This is a genomic window from Neobacillus niacini (genome assembly GCF_031457145.1).
Taxonomy (GTDB): domain Bacteria; phylum Bacillota; class Bacilli; order Bacillales; family Cytobacillaceae; genus Neobacillus; species Neobacillus niacini_J.
This window is the reverse complement of record NZ_JAVDVZ010000003.1, coordinates 409,035-424,597: the sequence shown is the minus strand read 5'-3', so window position 1 is coordinate 424,597 and position 15,563 is coordinate 409,035. Positions and strand designations below refer to the sequence as shown.

Annotated in this window: 18 protein-coding genes; 3 read left to right on the top strand and 15 right to left on the bottom strand. The window is 37.3% G+C overall.

Annotated elements, in window-relative coordinates; all coding sequences use genetic code 11:
- Positions 1-5: 5 nt before the first annotated feature.
- From J2Y03_RS11085 to argC, 4 genes are read right to left on the bottom strand one after another with little or no spacing between them, the layout of a single operon-like run.
- Positions 6-1,205 carry an acetylornithine transaminase gene (locus tag J2Y03_RS11085; RefSeq protein WP_310193908.1) on the bottom strand — a complete coding sequence of 400 codons (1,200 nt, stop codon included), beginning with the start codon at positions 1,203-1,205 and terminating at the stop codon, positions 6-8.
- Entirely contained in the window at positions 1,205-1,999 is a 795-nt protein-coding gene (gene argB, locus J2Y03_RS11080) for an acetylglutamate kinase (RefSeq protein WP_310193905.1), read from the bottom strand. Before argB ends, J2Y03_RS11085 begins: the two co-directional genes overlap by 1 nt.
- 14 nt (positions 2,000-2,013) lie before the next feature.
- Entirely contained in the window at positions 2,014-3,240 is a 1,227-nt protein-coding gene (gene argJ / locus J2Y03_RS11075) for a bifunctional ornithine acetyltransferase/N-acetylglutamate synthase (RefSeq protein WP_310194024.1), read from the bottom strand.
- A gap of 49 nt (positions 3,241-3,289) precedes the next feature.
- On the bottom strand, positions 3,290-4,327 hold the full coding sequence (argC, locus tag J2Y03_RS11070) for an N-acetyl-gamma-glutamyl-phosphate reductase (protein ID WP_310193903.1): 1,038 nt from the start codon (positions 4,325-4,327) through the stop codon (positions 3,290-3,292).
- 348 nt (positions 4,328-4,675) lie between these two features.
- Here argC and J2Y03_RS11065 point away from each other — a divergent pair, with 348 nt between their 5' ends.
- A complete protein-coding gene (locus J2Y03_RS11065) occupies positions 4,676-5,263 on the top strand; it encodes a YdcF family protein (RefSeq protein WP_310193901.1) in 588 nt (195 codons plus the stop codon).
- Between the two features lie 225 nt (positions 5,264-5,488).
- On the opposite strand, the gene J2Y03_RS11060 is transcribed toward J2Y03_RS11065, so the two are convergent.
- The 5 genes from J2Y03_RS11060 to J2Y03_RS11040 all read right to left on the bottom strand — a co-directional run bounded on the left by J2Y03_RS11060 (position 5,489) and on the right by J2Y03_RS11040 (position 9,561).
- Positions 5,489-6,253: a MerR family transcriptional regulator gene (locus J2Y03_RS11060; RefSeq protein ID WP_310193898.1), complete on the bottom strand. Its 765-nt coding sequence runs from the start codon at positions 6,251-6,253 to the stop codon at positions 5,489-5,491.
- A 202-nt stretch (positions 6,254-6,455) separates the two neighbouring features.
- Positions 6,456-7,055, bottom strand: coding sequence for a response regulator transcription factor (locus J2Y03_RS11055; protein WP_132096760.1), 600 nt, complete (start codon positions 7,053-7,055; stop codon positions 6,456-6,458).
- Positions 7,056-7,058: 3 nt separating this feature from the next.
- Positions 7,059-8,192 (bottom strand): sensor histidine kinase, encoded by a 1,134-nt coding sequence (locus J2Y03_RS11050; protein WP_132096761.1) that lies wholly within the window; start codon positions 8,190-8,192, stop codon positions 7,059-7,061.
- Between the two features lie 146 nt (positions 8,193-8,338).
- The gene (gene desA, locus J2Y03_RS11045; RefSeq protein ID WP_310194021.1) at positions 8,339-9,370 is read right to left on the bottom strand and encodes a Delta(5) desaturase DesA; all 1,032 of its coding nucleotides are present in this window, start codon (positions 9,368-9,370) and stop codon (positions 8,339-8,341) included.
- 17 nt (positions 9,371-9,387) lie between these two features.
- A complete protein-coding gene (locus J2Y03_RS11040; protein WP_310193894.1) occupies positions 9,388-9,561 on the bottom strand; it encodes a hypothetical protein in 174 nt (57 codons plus the stop codon).
- 80 nt (positions 9,562-9,641) lie between these two features.
- Between J2Y03_RS11040 and J2Y03_RS11035 the strand changes: the two genes are divergently transcribed.
- Positions 9,642-10,007, top strand: coding sequence for a DoxX family protein (locus J2Y03_RS11035; RefSeq protein ID WP_310193891.1), 366 nt, complete (start codon positions 9,642-9,644; stop codon positions 10,005-10,007).
- 137 nt (positions 10,008-10,144) lie between these two features.
- On the top strand, positions 10,145-11,176 hold the full coding sequence (locus J2Y03_RS11030) for a UvrB/UvrC motif-containing protein (RefSeq protein ID WP_310193889.1): 1,032 nt from the start codon (positions 10,145-10,147) through the stop codon (positions 11,174-11,176).
- 19 nt (positions 11,177-11,195) lie between these two features.
- Here J2Y03_RS11030 and J2Y03_RS11025 read toward each other — a convergent pair whose 3' ends face one another.
- From J2Y03_RS11025 to J2Y03_RS11000, 6 genes are all read right to left on the bottom strand, one after another.
- Positions 11,196-11,804 carry a methyltransferase gene (locus tag J2Y03_RS11025; RefSeq protein ID WP_310193886.1) on the bottom strand — a complete coding sequence of 203 codons (609 nt, stop codon included), beginning with the start codon at positions 11,802-11,804 and terminating at the stop codon, positions 11,196-11,198.
- Positions 11,805-11,826: 22 nt separating this feature from the next.
- Positions 11,827-12,384 (bottom strand): hypothetical protein, encoded by a 558-nt coding sequence (locus J2Y03_RS11020; RefSeq protein WP_310193883.1) that lies wholly within the window; start codon positions 12,382-12,384, stop codon positions 11,827-11,829.
- A 3-nt stretch (positions 12,385-12,387) separates the two neighbouring features.
- Entirely contained in the window at positions 12,388-13,020 is a 633-nt protein-coding gene (locus tag J2Y03_RS11015; protein ID WP_310193880.1) for an SCO family protein, read from the bottom strand.
- Positions 13,021-13,103: 83 nt separating this feature from the next.
- The gene (locus tag J2Y03_RS11010; RefSeq protein ID WP_310194018.1) at positions 13,104-14,786 is read right to left on the bottom strand and encodes a cbb3-type cytochrome c oxidase subunit I; all 1,683 of its coding nucleotides are present in this window, start codon (positions 14,784-14,786) and stop codon (positions 13,104-13,106) included.
- A 19-nt stretch (positions 14,787-14,805) separates the two neighbouring features.
- Positions 14,806-15,273, bottom strand: coding sequence for a cytochrome c oxidase subunit II (locus J2Y03_RS11005; protein WP_310193877.1), 468 nt, complete (start codon positions 15,271-15,273; stop codon positions 14,806-14,808).
- A 12-nt stretch (positions 15,274-15,285) separates the two neighbouring features.
- On the bottom strand, positions 15,286-15,435 hold the full coding sequence (locus J2Y03_RS11000; RefSeq protein WP_310193874.1) for a hypothetical protein: 150 nt from the start codon (positions 15,433-15,435) through the stop codon (positions 15,286-15,288).
- Positions 15,436-15,563: the final 128 nt, after the last annotated feature.

Genomic DNA, 15,563 nt, shown 5'->3' with positions numbered 1-15,563 from the left:
AACACTCACTCGCCTTTCTCTATACTTTGGAATGTTTTTTCCAATGCATTGGTGAATTCGTTCATTTCTTCTTTAGATGCCGTTAATGGCGGAAGCAGTCGAACAACATTTGGCCCCGCAGTTAAAATCAACAGTTGATTTTCAATTGCTTTTTGAACAATTTGAGGAGCATTATTTCCGACAACGATCCCTTTTAGGAGACCTTTTCCTCTAATATCTTCTATAAAAGTGTACTTTTCTTTTAATTTAGTTAACAGTTCATCAAAGTACACTGAAATTTCATTAACATGTTGCAATAGTTTACTTTCAATGATATGGGATATAGTTGCGACTCCAGCTGCAGTTGCTAATGGATTGCCGCCAAAGGTACTTCCATGTGAACCAGGCTCGAATGCTTTAGCTGCCTTTTCTTTTGCAATGATGGCACCAATTGGGAACCCTGAACCAAGACCTTTTGCTACACTAATAACATCTGGCTCAATACCGTATTGTTCGTATGCAAACAGTGTACCGGTCCGGCCGATTCCTGTTTGAATTTCGTCTACCATTAAAAGGATGTCTTTCTCTTCGCAGATTTCGGCAATTTTCTTTACCCAGTCCGGATTTGCAGGGATGACTCCACCTTCGCCCTGGACGAGTTCCAGTAAAATAGCTGCAGGCTGGAGTGTTTTTAGTTGATCAAGTGCTTTGATATCATTAAATGGCAGATAACTAAATCCTTGGACCAATGGAGCAAACCCCTGTTGGATTTTTTCCTGCCCTGTTGCAGATAATGTTGCCAATGTTCTGCCATGGAAGGATTGCTGAAAGGTTATAACTTCGAAGGAATCTGTTCCTTTCACTTTCTGTGCGTATCTTCTTGCCAGCTTAATGGCTGCCTCATTTGCTTCCGCTCCGCTATTGCAGAAGAATACTTGATCCCCACAGCTATTAGCGGTAAGAAGAGCCGCTAGTTCCTGCTGATTTGGAATGTTATATAGGTTTGAACAATGCCATAAATTCTGCAATTGTTCCTCTACTTTTTCTTTTACGACATCTGGGACATGGCCCAGGTTACAGGTTGCAATACCTGAAGTAAAATCTAAGAATTTATTCCCCTTATCATCCCATACATAGCTTCCTTTCCCCTTAACCAATGTAACAGGAAAGCGGCTATACGTAGCCATTACTGGCGAAATTGGGGAGACGGAAGTATTAATGGTCATTATGCTATCTCCTCTTTTAAAACAATTTTTGTACCGATATTTTCACCGTTCACGTAATCTATCAAGCTATTTTTTTCAAATCCGTCAATGATACCAACCATCGGTATTTTATGAACTAATCCGTCAATTGCTGCTTTGACCTTTGGAATCATTCCGCCATAGATGGTTTTATTTTCAATTAGTTCTTCCACTTTTGCTTTGCTAACCTTATCTAATTTAGATTTTTGGCCATCAGTTTCTACTAAGATTCCAGGTATATCACTGATAAAACAAAGGTTTGCTCCTAATGCCTTGGCAACAGCACTTGCTGCAACATCTCCGTTTATATTGTAGCGCTGACCATCTGTACCAATCCCTATAGGTGAAATGACAGGTATATGTCCTTGGGATACAATACTTTCAATGACAGCGGTATTCACTTCAACGACTTCTCCAACAAAACCTAAACTTTCATCTGAAGTCGGAATGGCTTTTAACAAACTTCCATCAACACCACTAACCCCAAGAGCACTGCCTTCAGCCTCAATAATATTACGGACAACCTGTTTATTCACTGACCCGCTCAAAACCATTTCCACTATATTTAATACCTCGTGATTGGTTACTCTTAACCCGTTTACAAAGGTAGTTTCTACATTTAAGTTTTTTAACAATTTATTAATAAGTGGACCGCCGCCATGGACAATAATCGGTGTCCATTCTCCTTTTTGATGGAGGGATATCACATCTTCATAGAAAGTCTTTGGCAGATTTTCTAACACACTTCCGCCACACTTAATGACTATATATTTCATTTTAGTCCCACTCCTTATGTGCGGTAGGAAGCGTTGATTTTCACGTAATCATAGGTTAAATCGCAGCCCCATGCCGTTGCACTTTCTTCCCCTTGGTTGAGTTCAACAAGAATTTTAACTGTTTCCATTTCTAGGTACTCTTTTACTTCTTCTTCCACAAACGAACATGGCAAGCCATTTTCGAATACTTTGTAAGGACCAATCGCTACTACTAATGCATTAGGCTCAACTGGTATTCCTGAATAACCTATTGCTGTAACGATTCTTCCCCAGTTCGGGTCAGTTCCATAGATTGCTGTTTTCACAAGATTTGAGGAAATAATGGATTTTCCAACTGCTCTTGCTGCTTCATGACTGTAAGCTCCATTAACTTGAACTTCAACGAGCTTGGTAGCTCCTTCACCATCTCTGGCAATTTTTTTCGCAAGCTCTTCACTCACTAGTTTTAAGCCTGATTTAAAAAGTTCCCAATCAGGATGGTCTTTTGTTAACTGATCATTACCTGCTAAACCGTTTGCTAAAACTAAGACCATATCATTTGTACTTGTATCTCCATCAACTGTAATCATATTAAAGGTTTGATTTGTAATATCTTTTAGGGCAGTATGCAAGTCTTCATACGCAATATTGGCGTCTGTAGTGACAAATCCAAGCATGGTTGCCATGTTCGGATGAATCATCCCAGATCCTTTAGCCGCACCGCCAATGCTTACTGTCTTTCCATCTATTTTCATTTGAACCGCAACTTGCTTGATGCAAGTGTCAGTTGTTAAGATCGCTTGTTTGAAGTTTTGTTCGTTTTCATATTCTGCGTTGAGGATTTGTTTAATCCCAGTTGTTACTTTATCCATTGGCATTAGTTCACCGATAACACCAGTTGATGTAACGGCAACGAGGTGCTCCTGGATACCTAGCTCGTTAGCAAATTCTTTTTGCATTTCAAATGCGTCTAACAATCCCTGTTCCCCTGTACAGGCATTGGCATTACCAGAATTGACAATGACAGCCTGAATTTTATTTTCTTTCGCAATGCTCTCTTGGGTAACTAAAAGGGGTGCTGCTTGAAAAATGTTTGTTGTATATACGCCAGCAACTGTTGCCGGAACCTCGGACACTATATACCCTAAATCAAGACGCTTCTTTTTAATTCCGCAATGCATGCCACCAGCTACAAACCCCTGCGGCAAAGTGACACTTCCTTCTTCTAATTTAACAATCTCTTTATTTGAAATAGCTGGCATCAATTTAATTTCCCCCTAGTTACTAATCTTGTTATCTAGAAATTTATCATTATGGATACATTGGGATACTATCAAGTCCCGTCGTGACATCCCAATTGTTCATTATGTTTACATTCTGTATTGCTTGCCCTGCAGCACCTTTGACTAAATTGTCGATTACCGATACGATTGTAAGACGATTGGTCCGAGGATCAACATGTAAACCAATATCACAGTAGTTGCTTCCTTGTACTTCTTTTGTTGCGGGATAAATCCCAATCGGCCTAACCCGTACAAAAGGTTGATTTTCGTAAAATTCTCTATATAACTCATTTACCTCACTCGTTGAAATATTCCCCGTTAAATTTACGTAGGCTGTAATCATAATTCCTCTGTTCATCGGAACTAAGTGAGTTGAAAATGAGACGGTAATCAAACTTCCAGTCTCATCTTTAAGTACTTGCTCAATTTCCGGTATATGCTGGTGTGCGCCTAGTTTATATGCCTTGATATTTTCATTAATCTCCGCGAAATGGGATGTTAAGGAAAGACCTCTACCTGCACCGGATACTCCTGACTTTGCATCAATAATAATGCTTTTTTTGTCTGCTAAATTTGCTTTCAAGATTGGCAATAGACCTAGGGTAGTAGCAGTCGGGTAACATCCCGGATTGGCAATTAGGTCTGCCTCTTTAATTTTTTCTGGGTAAATCTCACTCAATCCATAAACTGCTTTACTCAAATATTCCTCTGCTGGAGCAGTATGCTTATACCAAGTTTCATATTCATTTTGTGACCTTAGTCGGAAATCACCTGAAAGGTCGATAACCTTTATTCCTTTATCAATAAGCTCTGGCACCAATTTGCTGCTTACGCCAGAGGGAGTTGCAAGAAATACAATATCGTTTTGCTTACTTATTTCTTCAGCATCAAATTTTTCAAGAGATATATTAACAATGTTTGAAAGATGTGGATAACTATCACTAAAATTTGTACCTGATTGCGAGTTAGAAACAACTGTACCAATCTCTAAATGTGGATGATTTTGAATCAAACGAATCAATTCGATTGCTCCGTAACCAGTTCCTCCAATTATTGCTGCTTTCATTTAATTCATCTCCTGCGTTTCCTTTATAATGAATCATTATACATACGATGTAATAATTATTCAATAAGAAAATAGCTCAATTTTCAGTTTTTCATAGATTTTTTTTACCATTATTTTCGGAAACGCTTACATAAAATCATGCATGAAAGTACAAATATCATGCATTATTCTGCATACCACATTAGTTCATTAAACAACAATATCAGTTGAAATCCCTGTATCCAGCTTTATCGCGTTAATTCATGTAAATAATTTAGGTATGCATAAATTTTTTTGACTATTCATTTGGAAAACTATGGTAAGATAAATAGAAGTTTAGATTAATCATAGAGGATTGGATTGAAAGCTATGAATTCACGGAAGACTTTTTTTATCGGTATTAGCATGTTTGTTCTTATTATACTTTTATACTTTGCTTCCTTACATATCAAGATTAGGGAACATACGAATCTAGAAGTACCTTATCATGCTGACTATATCATTATTCTTGGGGCCCGGGTAAAAGGTGAAGTACCTTCGTTAGCTCTTCAATATCGGATTGACGCTGCTGCTAACTATATGAAGAAAAATAAAGAAACGATTGCAATAGCATCTGGGGGCCAAGGACCAGGAGAAGATATTACCGAGGCGGAAGCGATAAAAAGAGGATTACTTTCGCACGGAATTAATAGTGCCAGAATTTTATTAGAGGATAGATCAACAGACACAGTGGAGAATATCAGATTTTCCAAAAAACTAATTCCTGATAATCTGCAAACTGGATTACTCGTTTCAAATGATTATCACCTTTATCGAGCAAAGTCTATTGCCCGAGATCAAGGACTGAATTTAGAAGGTCTTCCCGCTAAAACGCCAACTATAGCCATTCCAAAATCATATGGCCGGGAATATCTCGCAATCACCAAATATTATCTAGTTAACTTATTCAAAAAGTAAAACCGGCTGATTTAATCATTAGCCGGTTTCTTTTTCTTTATAAATTTAATAGTTATTTCTTCCTTTAATTCCTAAATTGGATATTTCCTCCATTTATATATCGCCTTTCAACATATTGTACACTGTATCTCCCGTTTATCTGTCCATAAAATGCTGACTTCTTCTACACTTTTGTAGAGCAAAGAAAAAACTCACCCTAACCATACTAAGGGTGAGTTTTTACACTTATTTTTTTTGCCCAGTGTAAATATGAATGGCTTCTCTTAAAAATTCTGCTGTACCTGGTTGTTCTTTGTCATAATAAGCTGTAAACCTTTCATCATCTACATACATTTGTGCTAGACCTGCATGGGCTTCCTTGCTGTATTCTTTCCAATAATAAGTTAACCATTGCTTGTGTAAATCAGCAGCCTTTTGGGCTAATTCACCAGCGGGGTCTCCTGTATTAAAGGCTTCCGCAAGGGTAACGTGCAATTGGTCTGCTAACGCTGTAACCTCTTCATATTGTTCTTGCGTCATGTTCATCACTTTGGCATTAGACGCTTCAACTGTATCCTTACCATATTTTTCACGGATTTCTTTGCCATACTTTTTCTCGTTATCCTCAACCAGCTTTTTCTTAAAGCCTTCAAATTTTTCCTTATTTGACATGGTCATTCTCCCTTCTGTTACTGCTATTGTTTTATCGACATTGGCGATTAATAAATTCAGTTGTTCTCTTTTTTCGAGGAGTTTTTCACGATGCTCCAGCAGTGCTTTTGCACCATCAAAGGATGGCGCACTTACGATGTCCTTGATGATGTCTAAGCCTACCCCTAACTCTCTATAGAATAGGATTTGCTGCAGGAGATTGACTTCCTCCTGACCATAAATCCGATATCCAGATGAATTGATTCTTGCCGGCTTAAGAATTCCAATTTCATCATAGTATCTGAGTGTTCGGGTACTAACACCTGCGAGACTAGCTAGTTTTTGTATGGTATATTCCATGCGTTCACCTCCTCATAAGTAAACAATACACCTTTTCGTAACGTTAAGGTCAATAACTAGTTTGCCTAATTTTATACAAATAAAAGACATCCCCAAGTGTTTAATTACACGAAGGTGATGCCTCAATAAATCAATCTTAATATTCAGTCTAAACTGTCCACATGGGGTGGATAGTGTCCACGAGCGGTGACAGGCACCGCAATTATTTGAACCATCCCTTTTCTTTGGATTGTTTGATGGCTTCGATTCGATTTTTTACGTCGAGTTTATCTAGTATGGTTGAGATGTAGTTACGGACGGTTCCTGTTTTGATGCTGAGTTGTTCTGCGATTTCTTGTGTGTTTTTGCCATCTGCAACTAGTTCAAGTACTTCTTTTTCGCGGTCTGTAAGTGGATTTTCTTCGCTGTAGACATCGTCCATAAGTTCAGGTGCGTAAATGCGTTTTCCTTCCATTACACGACGGATGGAGCTTGCCAGCTCTTCACTTGGACTGTCCTTTAACAAATAGCCTCGTACTCCTGCTTTTAGGGCACGCTGAAAATAACCAGTTCGGGCAAATGTTGTTAATATAATTACTTTGCAATTTAACCCTTTTAACTCTTCTGCCGCTTCAAGGCCTGTCTTTCCTGGCATTTCAATGTCCATGATACAAATATCCGGCTGATGCTTCCGGACCAATGAAACTGCTTCTTCCCCATTAGAAGCCTTCCCTACTACCTCCATGTCATCTTCCAAATTTAGAAGAGAACCGAAGGCGCCCAACAGCATTTGCTGGTCTTCTGCTATTACAATTTTAATCATTTTTTACGCCTCCTCTTTATTTGATGGCTTTACGTCATTGGGCACTCTGATGACTAAGGTTGTACCTTCTTTTGTTAGAATCTCTAAGCTGCCATTAATAAACTCAAGGCGTTCTTTCATTCCTAAAAGACCGCTCCCTCTCGTTTCTTTATCCCCTTCACTTTTAAATACACCATTATCATGGATAGTCATGACCATTTCCTTCCACGATTGCTCAATGGAAATCGAACAGGAGCTGGCACCACTATGTTTAACCACATTGTTTACGGCCTCTTTCAAGCACATGCTAAGAATGTTCTCTGTCAATAAGGGAACATTTTTTATTGAAATATCTTGGTTTCCCTCAAAGGTGATTTCTGCGGCCTTCAATATTTGTTTCACCCGGACAATCTCATCCTTTAAACGAATCCCACGCATGGAAGACACCATTTTTCTTACCTCACTTAACGCGGTCCTTGCTGTTTGCTGTACATCCTTTAATTCATTACGCGCCTGATCCGGATCTTTTGTAATTAATCGCCTTGCTAAATCACTTTTTAAACCAATGAGAGAAAGCTTTTGACCTAATGTGTCATGAAGGTCACGGGCAATTCGCTGCCGCTCTTCTAACTTTCCCAGTTCAGAAATCCGCTTATTAGCATCCTCAAGTTTCTCCTCAAGCTGACCCATTTCTTTTTTGTTATGAATATTAAATGGAAGCAAAATGACACTTATCCAAATGATGATAACAAAGGGCAATTGCTTAAGAAAAAGTTCATCCATTTGTACTATGCTGAAGTTTATAGAGGCAGAAGTACTAATCAAATGAATAAAATATAGGGTTAAGAACGTTTTCCGTTCCTTAATATTACCGATAAAATAAGAGAGGAAAAAGGCAAAATAAACATAGCTGAAAAGACTGGTTGATGTGATAGAAATACCGATTAAGATGAAAGTCCAGAGGTATACTGGCCAACCTTTTGCAAAAAATGCAATTCGATAGAAGATAAAAAAGAGAATCGTAAGGATAATTCCAACGACAATTTTAATAGGCGAGGATGTTTGGAAAATAAAATAGAATGGTAATATGCCAAGTATTGTCCAAATATAAGGTGATATACCACTATTTTTCTGGAATGTCATATACTCTTTGAACATAAAAGAACCTCATTTTCAGCTTAAAATAGTTAATCATATTAATTTTACCACAATTAACCTTTAACTTCATTTATAGTATGTATTCGATTAATACCTTAATTTAGAACAGAAATAACGACAAGCCCCTATTAAAGGGACTTGTCGTTTTAGGCTTTCTCTGGTCTTAGATAATCTTTTTGTTTTTTTACAAGGACCTTTATTTCCTTAAATCCAACAAACTTCTTATTCTGCTCATCCCAAAGCCGGAATTTAAGTGAGCTTAAACTTGTTGCCAAAGTGATCGTTGGAACATTTTGTAACGGAAGTGTATTATTATGTGCCTGTTCCAGCTTATAATTTGGTACCCTGGGACTTAAATGGTGAACATGATGGTAGCCAATATTCCCAGTCAGCCACTGAAAAATCTTTGGAAGCTTATAGAAGGAACTGCCTTCAACAGCTGCTTTTACGTATTCCCAATGCTTATCTTCCTCAAAATACGAATCCTCAAAAGTATGCTGCACATAAAAGAGCCAAATTCCCAATGACCCTGAAATTAAAAAGATTGGACCTTGCACCAATAGGAATTGCTTCCACCCTAATGTCAAACAAAAAACAGCCGAAATAGTCAATATCCCAACATTTGTTACATACGTGTTAATACGTTCATTTAAACGTGCACCGTTTCGATTAAAGCGATTTTTAAGCAGGAAAACGTAAATCGGACCTAATCCAAACATAACAAGTGGATTTCGATACATTCGGTATTTTAATCTTTCCCATGGTGTTGACGCTAAGTATTCATCCACCGTGAGTACCCAGATATCGCCTGTTCCCCGTTTATCCAAATTACTACTCGTTGCGTGATGAACAGAATGATCATGCTGCCATTGGTTGTAGGGGAAAACCGTCAAAATTCCGGTGATGGTCCCGAGAATAGCATTCGCTTTCCGATTCCTAAAAAAGGAGTGATGGCAGCAGTCGTGGAAAATAATAAATGTCCTCACCAAGAATCCCGCAGCAATTACTGATATCCCTATGGTAAGTATGTAAGAAATCGAAAGACTATTATAGGCAAGCACCCATAATCCAAAGAAAGGTATCAGGGTATTTAGCAGCTGCCAAATACTAGCAGGTAAACTTGATTTCTCATAGACTGCGACTTGCTTCCGTAAATTCTTTTTGTTCTGTTCCATCATTTCTTCATTCCCTTCTTTCATTTTAGTCCATATCTGTCATATGCCAATACATGATAAATGTCATATTCCCCTATTACGCGAAGAGAGGAGAAGCTCACATTTGAGCCTCTCCTCCCCTTTTGGGCAATTTTATTTTCTGCTTTTCTTGTCATTATTAACCCTAATTTTAGAAATTTTACTATTTTACTCATGGTATGTCCCACCTTTTGAATACATTTTTATATAGGCTGTTTTTGTAAAGAATGATCAGCCTTTAAAAGGGGGAATGGACATGAATCATTCGTTGACAACAGCTAGTTTAATCCGATTTGCGGTGGCATATGTCTTTATTACATCAGGCGTGATGAAATTATTTAGTACAGAACTAGCAGAAGTGTTTATCGGCTTAGGGCTGCCTTTTCCAGATATACTGTTGTATGTTACCGCCCTTCTGGAAATTATTTGCGGCATCCTCATTTTAATAAACCGCAGTGTAAAAAAGGCGGTTATCCCCTTAATTGGAATCATGTTTGCGGCCATTCTGCTAACAAAGCTCCCTATGCTTAACAGTGGAATATTACTTTTTGCCTTCAAGGCCAGATTAGATATTGTCATGTTAGTTCTTTTATTTGTTTTATATTCAAAATCATCATCATAGCAGCTTTTTACCAGATTGTTTTGTCAATCTGGTCATTTTTTTATGATAAAATAGAAAAAAAGAGTAGGAAGGGAGAGATTATTATTTTTCTAAAAGAGAAGGTAAAAAATCTTCCCTCTACCCCTGGAGTTTATTTAATGAAAGATTCCCAAGGTATGATTATTTACGTGGGAAAAGCAAAAAATCTGAAACGACGAGTTCAATCCTACTTTCAACATTCAAAAGCTCATCCTCAAAAGATCGTAAAGCTTGTTAGTAATATTAAGGATTTTGATTTCATTTTGACAGATACAGAATTTGAAGCATTTATGTTGGAATGTAAGTTAATAAGGGAGATAAAACCTCTATTTAATAAAATGATGAAAAGCCCACAATCCTATTCCTACATTGTTATTGATAGGGATAAAGAGTTTCGTTCGATTGAAATAACAAACAACAGAAATGAACAGGACAGTAGGCTTTATTTTGGGCCTTATCCAAGTAAGAATAGAGTAGAACAAGCTATTATTGGAATTAAAGAATCCTTTAAAATCCTATGCAGCAGCACCAATAAGAGCAATACGCCATGCTTAAACTATACTTTGGGTTTGTGTATAGGCATGTGTCGCGGGGGTTCTGCTCTTCAGGAGTACAATAAAATACTAGATAACATCATCGCATTACTGTCAGGCACGGATATGGGTATTCTTGAAGAAATGAAGCGGAGAATGGAAGTGGCTTCTGAAAATTTTGATTTCGAAGCTGCTGCAAAGTATCGAGATAGGATTGAGGCCATTTCCTTTTTGATTAAGAAAGGAAAAGTCATTACTTTTACTGTCGAGAATAAGAACATCGTTGTTCTTGAAAATCTGACTGAGAAAACGTACAAGCTTTTTCTCATAAAAAGAAACCAAATCCTTTATAGTGAAAAATTTATCACTAATAGTATAGCAGTCGAAGAACTTGCTACTCGAATTAAGAATTATTTTAAGCAAGATATTATCTCTCTAACACTTGAAGTGAGCAAAGATGAAATCGATGAAGCACAAATTATCTATAGTTACTTAAAAGGCAGTCATTGCAGCTATTTTACGATTTCAGATAAAGGGCTTCAGAAAAAGACGAATGCCAACCTTGAAAAAGCACTTATTAAATTACTTAATCGTAAAAGCCCTCAATTGTCACAATAGACATCGAGGGCTTTTATTACTAATAGGCTAACCGATAAATTAAAAATCGCTCGTTGGGATTATGTTCGAATAAACCAGGAAGCTGGACTTCTGTCAATAATTCAAATGAGGTGTGGTTTTCTAAGTAGTAAATGTAATCTTCAGATGGATAATATAATATCACGTCTATTTCCCGTTTATAATTTTCTACCGAAACTAAAATATGATTAATGATTTTCCAAAAGATCGGTATTGTAAATGGGTTGAAAAAATAAAAACGATTATCTAAGGGAGTAATTTCATATTTTTCTGCTAAGCAGCAGTGGAATTGAATTTTGTCTTTGCCATTTTTATTTTTCTTTAAATAACTAGTCTGATTTTCAATCGCAGCTTGATAGAGAGTCTCGTTCATTTCTATTCCAACAACAGATGCTTGGAATAAGTGATGAATAAAGAAGTTTAATCTTCCCTTTCCACAGCCAAAATCAACAATTTGGTCGGTCCTAGTCAATTGATAATGAGCAAATAGTAGCTCAAGGGCACTATAAGGAGTAGCTTCATACCTGTGATAATGGAAAGACTTATTGTATCCCCTATGGTCTCCACCAGTTTTTATGTTCAACAATTCATCGTAATTAAGTTCTTTCATTTATAAGCTCCTGCCTGCCCTCTCATTCATATGCCGAAGGGTCAATAAAAAAGTTATATCCCAAATAGATTATCATACCGATTGCAGTCAGTAAAAATGCCCATCCAAGTGTAACTTGTTCTATAACTAGATAGTTATTACATAATTGTACAGGTGACCAAATATATAACCATCCCAAGCCTATAAATAGAATGGTAAAACTAATAATAATCGAATTTTTTCCGAAAGGATTGAGTTTTTTCCAGCTGTCTCTTAATGAAATTCCGGCTAAAAAAGGTAAACTGATAAATTTAAATCCTTCTATAATAGGAGAAGTTAATGTTTCATCCATTGACCGCGGCAACATCCAGTATACCATGATTAGAACAAATAACGTAATTCCCGGAACCCCATTGCTGTTCCACTTTTCGAAAAGATGCGGAAATCGTTTTTGCAAAAAACGTGCCATTAACATTCCCGAAATTACCAGCATCGGCATTTGCATATGCATATGAATAACCATGAGAGATTCCATAAAATTTGCAACAGGAGGAGCGGCTAAGAAGATAAATAAAAGCATGCCATAAAATGACTGATTCACAGCTTACTCCTCCCCTCTGTTTTCTAGGATGGTAACAACCTTTTGAGCAGCATCGTCGATTTTTTTATAGTCCAATACATCAATCAGACTGCCTTTTTTATCCACTAAATAAAATGCAGAATTATGAGCAAAATTCCCATTATCATCTGGAATCACAATGACACCAAATGCCTTTAATAAAGAATCTAACTCAGCCTGGTCCGGGATTCTTGCCATCCGCCAGGTTTCCCCGTCACTTTTAAAATAGTCTTTGTATTTGTTTAAAACAGCCGGAGTATCTCTTTCGGGATCGAAGCTAATGCTCAAAAAGACTATTTCTTCTCCTTTAACGCCAACCGGCAGTTTATCGTAAACTTGCTTCATGTTATATTCTAATTCAGGACAAACAGTGGTACATGATGTATAGAGAAATGTAATAAATACATATTTATCTTCAAATTCGGATATTGAATATTTTCGTCCCATACTGTCCTCAAGCGTAACATCCGGGAATTTCGGTTTATCATCTTTTAGCTGCTGCACTCTGGCAGTTTCTGCAGTAAATGCAGTGAATCCATCGGTACCGAAATAAAACAATCCAAGGCCAAATAAAATAACAAGATAAAATGAGATTTTTGTATACTTATTATTGATCATAGTGATCACTTCCAACTCTGTTTTCTTTTTTTAAGAAGAAAGAGACAGCCCAAGCTTGGAGCTATCTCTCTTCATCTTTCAAATTACCATGTTTTAAAAGGTGGTGATCCTGGAGGTGCATTTACGATAAATTCTGTTAACGGGATTACATATGCCATTGCTACTACGATTAACATGATAACAATCCATAGGCCCCAGCGCTCTGTCCAATAAGGCGTTTTTGTTGCGTTGTCTTCTTCCTCAGCAATTGGGAATTCTGTTTCACCTTTTGGTGCAAAGAACATCATATTGAACACGGCGTACACTTGAAGAATTACACCGATAATTAGTAACGTACCGCCAACTGCCAAGAGCAACAAATATGGATCCCAGCCTAATGCTGTTGCATGATCGCCATAGGTTGTGTAAGAAGTTCTTCTTGGTGAACCAAGTAACCCAACATAGTGCATAGCACCAGACATACAGATCATACCAACTGTCCAAATCCATGTTTGGATAACACCTAATCGATTGATTTGCGGTGTTAATACCCGATTTGAGATATAAGGAACCAACCAATAACTAATTCCAAAGAATGTCATAACGACTGACATACCTAATGTTAAGTGGAAATGTCCAACAACCCACATCGTATTATGAACAACTTGGTTTAGTTGATTGGTACTTTGAACAATACCACCTGCTCCAGCAGGAATAAAAGCAAGCATTGCAATAAATGGTGCTAGGAAACGAACATCGCCCCAAGGCATTTTCTTCCACCAGCCGATTAAGCCTTTTCCACCTTTTCTTCTTGATGTACGCTCAAATACTGCAAATAGTGCAAATGCTGTCATTAGAGATGGGAATCCAATCGCCAAACTCATAAATACGTGCATAAATTTAACTAACTCATTAATACCAGGGTCAATAATTTGGTGATGGAATCCACCAGTGATGTTCATGATGACTAAAGCGATAATAACTACACGTGTTAATAAATCACTCCAGCGCTTTCCACCGATAATTTTTGGTACCACTACATACCAGGCAGAAACAGCTGTTAAATACCAGATATTAACCAATGTGTGTCCAAAAGCCCAGAACAGTGTACGAGCGACCATTACATTGATCGTATCGACCCAGCCAAAAACCCATGGAAGAATCATAAATAATACTTCTACTGCTACGAACATTAGAGCGAAAAATAGGAGAACGAATACACCCGTTGCAAAGTAAGATAGGATTGGAACATGTTGTCCTTTATGATTTTTTCTCCAATTCGCTACTTGGATAAATGCTCCAATACAGCACATCCAAACACCAACTACGATTAAAGCTAAACCAATATAAAATATAGGATGTGCAGCCATCGGAGGATAGAATGTGTACATCACCGATGCTTCATTCATTAAGATTGGAATGACGGCTAATACAAATCCTACAAGCTTAACGAAGAAACCAACCCAAGCGAGCTTTCTTACTTTTGGAAGAAGCCCTCCTAAATTATGTGAAAGTGTTGCATAAAAGTATCCAATGGTAAAGAAGGCTGTTAACACGAGGATTAATATTAATCCATGTGCAGTTAGTACTTGGTAATAATTAAACCAAGTTGGTAATTCTAACAATCCTGCTCTATTTAATCCTTGTAATAATCCTAAAAATCCACCAACTAGTAATGCGATAAATGCTACAGCTATATATGATTTCGATAATTTTGCATCCGCTGGGTAATATCCCAGCATTTTATTTGCTTTATCTTTAAAACCTACTTTTAAATCTGCTTCCATTTTCATCTAATATCCCCCCTTATTTAACCGTAATCGTTGTACTCATAACTTGGTGACCCGCACCACAATATTCATTACAGATAACTAAATAATTACCCGCCTTATCAAATGTTTGTGTAATTTTCTGTATATGCCCTGGCATAACCATTGCATTGATATTTGTTCCAGCGACCTCAAATCCGTGAACAACATCCTTTGATGTTAAAATGAAAGTAACCTTTGCTCCAGCAGGTATTTCAATGTTGTTTGGAGTAAAGCCAAACGCTTGCAAAGTCATAACAACCTCATATTCGTTATCGCCTATTTCTTTAACCCCCGGGTTATCAAATGGTGCTGTTTGATCTACCTTCTGAGGGTCAATCGTTTCCATATTACTTGGCGGTCCCATTTCTAAGGCAAACGCTTGATATCCTGTAATGAGCATGAATCCCATGATGATTCCAAAACTTATCGTAAGCCATATTTTTTCATCAAGATGCATTTTCATATTTATCCCCCCTTAAAATCTGGCCATATATAGCCCATATAGTACTGCATAAGTTGCAACAATAACGACTCCAACCACTGTTACGGAAACCCATGTTCCCTTTAATGGTGCTTCAGTTACTTTGCTTTGCTTTTTATTGTGATTAGCTTTAGTAGCTCCCATTGAAAAATCAACCCCCTTAATTTGTTCTTACTTATATAATAATTGCGAAGGGTTCTCACTGAAGTGAACTGAATCACATAAACGAAAACAAAAAAACCAAATAATCAACCGAAATTTTTATATCAGTT